General features: G+C 77.1%; 6 protein-coding genes. 3 read left to right on the top strand and 3 right to left on the bottom strand.

Annotated elements, in window-relative coordinates:
• The 3 genes from A2U95_RS30120 to A2U95_RS30110 all read right to left on the bottom strand — a co-directional run.
• On the bottom strand, nucleotides 1-298 hold a 298-nt coding region (locus tag A2U95_RS30120; RefSeq protein WP_240958404.1), incomplete at its 3' end, for a PfkB family carbohydrate kinase.
• A gap of 392 nt (nucleotides 299-690) precedes the next feature.
• Nucleotides 691-1923, bottom strand: coding sequence for an N-acetylglucosamine-6-phosphate deacetylase (gene nagA, locus A2U95_RS30115; RefSeq protein ID WP_166028884.1), 1233 nt, complete (start codon nucleotides 1921-1923; stop codon nucleotides 691-693).
• Nucleotides 1920-2900: an ROK family protein gene (locus A2U95_RS30110; protein WP_166028882.1), complete on the bottom strand. Its 981-nt coding sequence runs from the start codon at nucleotides 2898-2900 to the stop codon at nucleotides 1920-1922. Before A2U95_RS30110 ends, nagA begins: the two co-directional genes overlap by 4 nt.
• A 129-nt stretch (nucleotides 2901-3029) precedes the next feature.
• Between A2U95_RS30110 and A2U95_RS30105 the strand changes: the two genes are divergently transcribed.
• The 3 genes from A2U95_RS30105 to A2U95_RS30095 form a co-directional block, all read left to right on the top strand.
• Nucleotides 3030-3257, top strand: coding sequence for a DUF3263 domain-containing protein (locus tag A2U95_RS30105; protein WP_166028880.1), 228 nt, complete (start codon nucleotides 3030-3032; stop codon nucleotides 3255-3257).
• 41 nt (nucleotides 3258-3298) lie between these two features.
• Complete coding sequence (otsB, locus tag A2U95_RS30100) at nucleotides 3299-4174, top strand: trehalose-phosphatase (RefSeq protein ID WP_166028878.1); 876 nt, start codon at nucleotides 3299-3301, stop codon at nucleotides 4172-4174.
• 170 nt (nucleotides 4175-4344) lie between these two features.
• A partial coding sequence (locus A2U95_RS30095; RefSeq protein ID WP_240958402.1) for a DUF4142 domain-containing protein occupies nucleotides 4345-4911 on the top strand: 567 nt, incomplete at its 3' end.

Below are 4911 nucleotides of genomic sequence, written 5' to 3'. Positions count from 1 at the left end.
CGGCCGGGCCGGGGGCCGGGACGGCGCGGCGGGCGGTGGCGCCCACCGGTACCAGCGCGTCCACCGGCGGGCCCGGCGCGCGGGCCAGCAGCTCCCGCGCCGTGCGGCCGGTGGGGCCGCCGGCGAAGCCGGTCACCGTGACCCGGTGCCCCAGGGCGGCCAGTGCCCGGGCGACGCCGATGCCCTTGCCGCCGGGCCGCTCCACGACCTCCGGCACCCGGTGACCGGTCCGCGGACGCGGCTCCCGGGCCCGGCAGGCGGTGTCGAGTGCGGCGTTCAGCGTGACCGTCAGGATCATCCGGTCCGCCTCTCCCCGATGACGCGCGTGCTGTGCGAGCGCGGCCGGTCGCGGCCGCGCTCGCCTGTTTCTGGTCCGATCATGCCAAACGCGGGCCCGGTGGCACAGGGCCGAGGCAGCCGGAGCGGGCCGGGGGCGGACCGGGTTCCGTCCGGCGGACGGAACCCGGGTCCTGCCCGGTGGAGCGTGCCCGCGGGCCGCGGGGCCCGGCACGCACTCCCCCACGCCCGGCTCCGCCCGCGCGGGAAGGGCCCCCACGCGGCGGCGGCGTCGTCGGACGGCGGCGCTCCGCGTCGCCCGTCTCCTCCGCCCCGCGGCCGCACGCACCGGGCCCCGCCCGGGCAGCCCACGGGGCGACGGCGGCGGGAACGGCACGCTCCGCCGGACAGGACCTAGTCCTGCCGGGGGTCGACCACCCAGGCTCCCTTGCGCATCACCCCGCGCAGGGTGAACTCCCCGTCCAGCACGACGAGGTCGGCGTCCTTGCCGGGCTCCAGCGAGCCGATCCGGCCGTCCAGGCCGAGCAGCCGGGCGGGCGTCGCGGAGATCGCCGCGACCACCTCCTCCACCGGCAGCCCGTCGACGGTGACGGCGCGGTGGAAGGCGCGGTCCAGGGTGAGCGTGGAGCCGGCGATGGTGCCGTCGCCGGCCAGCCGGGCGACGCCGTCGACCACGTCCACCTCCAGCGGGCCCAGCAGGTAGCGGCCGTCGCCGAACCCGGCGGCGTCCATCGCGTCGGTGATCAGCGCGACCCGCCCGCCGCCCGCGTGACGGAACGCCAGCCGGAGGGCTCCGGGGTGGAGGTGGACGCCGTCGTCGATGAGCTCGACGGTGACCCGCTCGTCCTCCAGCAGCGCGGTGACCGGGCCGGGGGCGCGGTGGCCCAGCGGGGGCATGGCGTTGAACAGGTGGGTGGCGACGCGGGCGCCCGCCTCGATCGCCTCCACGGTCTGCTCGTAGGTCGCGTCGGTGTGGCCGATCGCGGCGATCACGCCCATCTCGCCCAGCATCCGCACCGAGTCGACGCCGCCGGGGAGTTCGGCGGCCAGCGTGACCATCCGGGCCTGCCCGCGGGCCGCCTCCACCAGTTTGCGGACCTCCGCCGGGTCGGGGTGGCGCAGCAGGGCCTCGGAGTGGGCGCCCTTGCGGCACGGGGAGATGAACGGGCCCTCGAAGTGGACGCCGGCGATCTCGCCGTCCTCCGCCAGTTCGGAGAGCATCCCGGCCCGCACGGCCAGGCCGTCCAGGTCGCCGGTGACGGTGGAGGCGACCAGGGTGGTGGTGCCGTGCGCGCGGTGGGTGCGCACGCCGCGCAGGATCTCCTCGACGGTGCCGGAGGAGAACGAGGCGCCGCCTCCGCCGTGGTTGTGGAGGTCGACGAAGCCGGGGACGATCCAGCAGCCGGGCAGGTCGACCACGGTGGCGGGGGCGTCGGCGAGGACGGCGGCCGGGTCGGCGAGGCGGTCGCCCTCCACGACCACGCGGGCGCCGGGGACGGTGCCGCCGGGGAGCACCACCCGGGCGCCGGTGAGGACGGTGCGGGACGCGTCGGCGCGTCCGCCCGGGGAGGGGAGGACCGCGGGGGAGTGGGGGGCCTCGGGGGCGCCGGGGTCGGTGGACGTCATGGAGCGGGGACCTCCAGGGTGGGGGCGTCGGGGGAAGGGCCGGCGGCCGGGGAGGCGCCGGCGTCGAGCAGGTCCCAGGCGAGGAGGCCGGCGCCCAGGCAGCCCGCCGCGTCGCCGAGGGCGGCGGGAACGATCTCGGGGAGGCGCTGGAAGGTGATCCGCGCCTCCACCGCCGCGCGCAACGGGGCGAACAGGGTCTCGCCCGCCTCGGCCAGGCCGCCGCCGACGATCAGCCGCTGCGGATCGAGCAGGGTCAGGCCGGTGACGAGGCCGTCGGCGAGGGCGTCCACCGCCTCCTGCCAGACCTTCCGCGCCCGCCCGTCGCCGCGGGCCACCGCCGCGGCGCAGTCCGCGGCGTCCGCGTCCGGGTCGCCGCAGGCGCGGGCCCAGGCCTCGCTGACCGCGGAGGCCGAGGCGTACCGCTCCAGGCAGCCGCGCTGACCGCACGGGCAGGGCGTGCCGCCGGGGCGGACGACGACGTGGCCGATCTCGCCCGCGTTGCCGTGGGCGCCCTCCTCGACCCGGCCGGCGATCCCGATGGCGCCCGCGATGCCGGTGCCGAGGGCCACGAACAGGAACCGGGCGGCGCCGCGGCCCGCCCCCGCCCGGCCCTCGGCGAGACCGCCGGAGCGGACGTCGTGGCCGACGGCGACCGGGATGCCGTGCAGCCGCTCGCCGATCAGGGCGCGCAGCGGAACGTCCCGCCAGCCGAGGTTGGCCGCGTAGACGGCCACGCCGCGTTCGGCGTCGACGATGCCGGGGACCGTGATGCCGAGCGCCGACGCGCCCTCGCCGAGGCGGGTGCGGCCCTCGGCGTGGAGGTCCGAGGCGAAGCGGAGGATCTCGTCCACGACGGCCTCGGGGCCGCGGTGCCGGCCGGTGGCGCGGCGGGCCTGGTGCAGCAGACGGCCTTCGGGGCCGACCAGGGCGGCCTTCATCCCCGTGCCGCCCACATCGAGGGCGATGACGTGTTTCACGGGGTCAGTGTGGCGGGTGGACCGGGAAAGGTCTAGTCCACTTGCGGTTCCTGCGGGGTTCCGCGGGCCCCGGGGGACCTCGGGGGCCTCGCGGGGCGGGGAGTCCGAGGCAGCGGTTACGGTGCACAGGTGGAGGAGCTCAGTGGCAGGGAACGGGACGTGCTCGCACTGGAACGGCGCGGGTTCGCCGGGCCCGGGGCCAAGGAGCGGGCGATCCGTGAGGAGCTGGGGCTCGCCCCGGTGCGGTACTACCAGCTGCTCAACGCGCTGCTGGACGACCCGCGGGCGCTGGCGCACGACCCGGTGACGGTGAACCGGCTGCGCAGAATCCGGGACGGCCGCCGCGCGGAACGCTGAGCCGGGGGATTGGCGCGGGGCTGCGCGGTTATGGTCCCGACATGGGCAGCGACCAGAACCAGACCTCTGCGACCTCTTCTTCCGACGACGGCCTCCCGGAGCCGGTGACGGCAGCCGGACGGGACGGGCTCGCGGCGATCCTCGCCGCGCCGGAGCGGGCCGTGATCGCGCTGGACTTCGACGGCACGCTGGCGCCGATCGTGCCGGACCCGGACCGGGCCCGGGCGCACCCCGAGGCGGTGCCGGCGCTGGCCGCGCTGGCGCCGAAGGTGGCGGCGGTGGCGGTGGTCACCGGGCGGCCCGCCGAGGTGGCGGTGCGCAACGGCGGTTTCGCCGGGGTGGACGGGCTGGACCGCCTGGTGGTGCTCGGGCACTACGGGGCGGAACGGTGGGACGCCGCCACCGGGAAGGTGACGGCCCCGGATCCGCATCCGGGGGTCGACGCGGTGCGGCGGGAGTTCCCCGAGGTGCTGGCGTCCGTGCCGGCGTCGCGGGGCACGTGGATCGAGGACAAGGGGCGGGCGCTCGCCGCGCACACCCGCCGCGCGGAGGACCCCGACGCCGCGTTCGAGGCGTTGCGGGAGCCGCTGGGGGCGCTGGCGGAGCGGCACGGCCTGATCGTCGAACCGGGACGGATGGTGCTCGAGCTGCGGCCGCCGGGGATCGACAAGGGGGTCGCCCTGCGGGCGTACCTGCGGGACGTGGGCGCGGGGGCGGTGCTGTACGCGGGGGACGACCTCGGGGACCTGCCGGCGTTCGACGCGGTCGACGCGCTGCGGGGGGAGGGCCTGCCCGGCGTCCTGGTCTGCAGCGCCAACGAGGAGGTCCGCGAGCTCGCCTCCCGCGCGGACGTCGTGGTTCCCGACCCCGAGGGCGTCGTCCGCCTCCTGGCGGCCCTCGCGGCACGCCTGACCTGAACCGGGGGCGGCGGCGCCCGCCCGTGCCCGTGGGCCGTCGGAGTGAAATGCCGGCCCGGGGCGACGGTTCCGGCGTGTCGCGTGGGATGCATTCCTGTCGGGTGCTGAAGCAGCGCCTTCTTCCCTGTCCGCCGCGGCGAGTTCCGCGGCGGGCGTGAAAGGAGCAGCTCGTGATACGAACCCGGCTCGCGTACGTGGCGGCCTTGGCGGCCGCCCTGTCCGTGACCTCGGCGGGGCCGTCGTCGGCCGCCGCGGTCGCCGACCAGGACGTCATGTTCGTGAAGGCGGCGCACCAGGGCAATCTCGCGGAGATCGCCGCCGGACAGGATGCGCAGAAGAACGCCACGACCGCGTGCGTGAAGGAGGTCGGCACGATGCTCGTGCGCGACCACACGAAACTCGACGCCGACGTGCGGACCCTGGCGGACAAGCTCGACATCGCCCTGCCCGCCGGTCCCACCGAGGAGCAGAAGCGGGAACTCGCCGCGGTGCAGGCCAAGGCGGGCAGCAGCGCCTACGACAAGGCGTGGCTGACGCTGCAGGAGGCCGCGCACACCAAGACCCTCGCCCTGATCGACCAGGAACTGAGGGACGGCCGCAACGCCGAGGTCAAGGCGGCCGCGCGGGCCGCGCGGCCGGTGGTGGCGATGCACCTCGACATGGTGCGGGGCGGTGTCTGCCACGCGGCGAAGGAGGCCGACACGGTGAAGGCCGGCAGCGGCGGACAGCTCGCCGCG

The sequence above is a fragment of the Streptomyces chilikensis genome (assembly GCF_001642695.1).
GTDB classification, from domain to species: domain Bacteria; phylum Actinomycetota; class Actinomycetes; order Streptomycetales; family Streptomycetaceae; genus Streptomyces; species Streptomyces chilikensis.
This window is presented reverse-complemented; position numbering and strand designations above follow the sequence as displayed.

What these genes read in the sequence shown, in the direction of transcription:
- nagA (WP_166028884.1), bottom strand. Translation starts at nt 1,923, where the DNA reads ATGACGTCCACCGACCCCGGCGCCCCCGAGGCCCCCCACTCCCCCGCG.
- otsB (WP_166028878.1), top strand. Translation starts at nt 3,299, where the DNA reads ATGGGCAGCGACCAGAACCAGACCTCTGCGACCTCTTCTTCCGACGAC.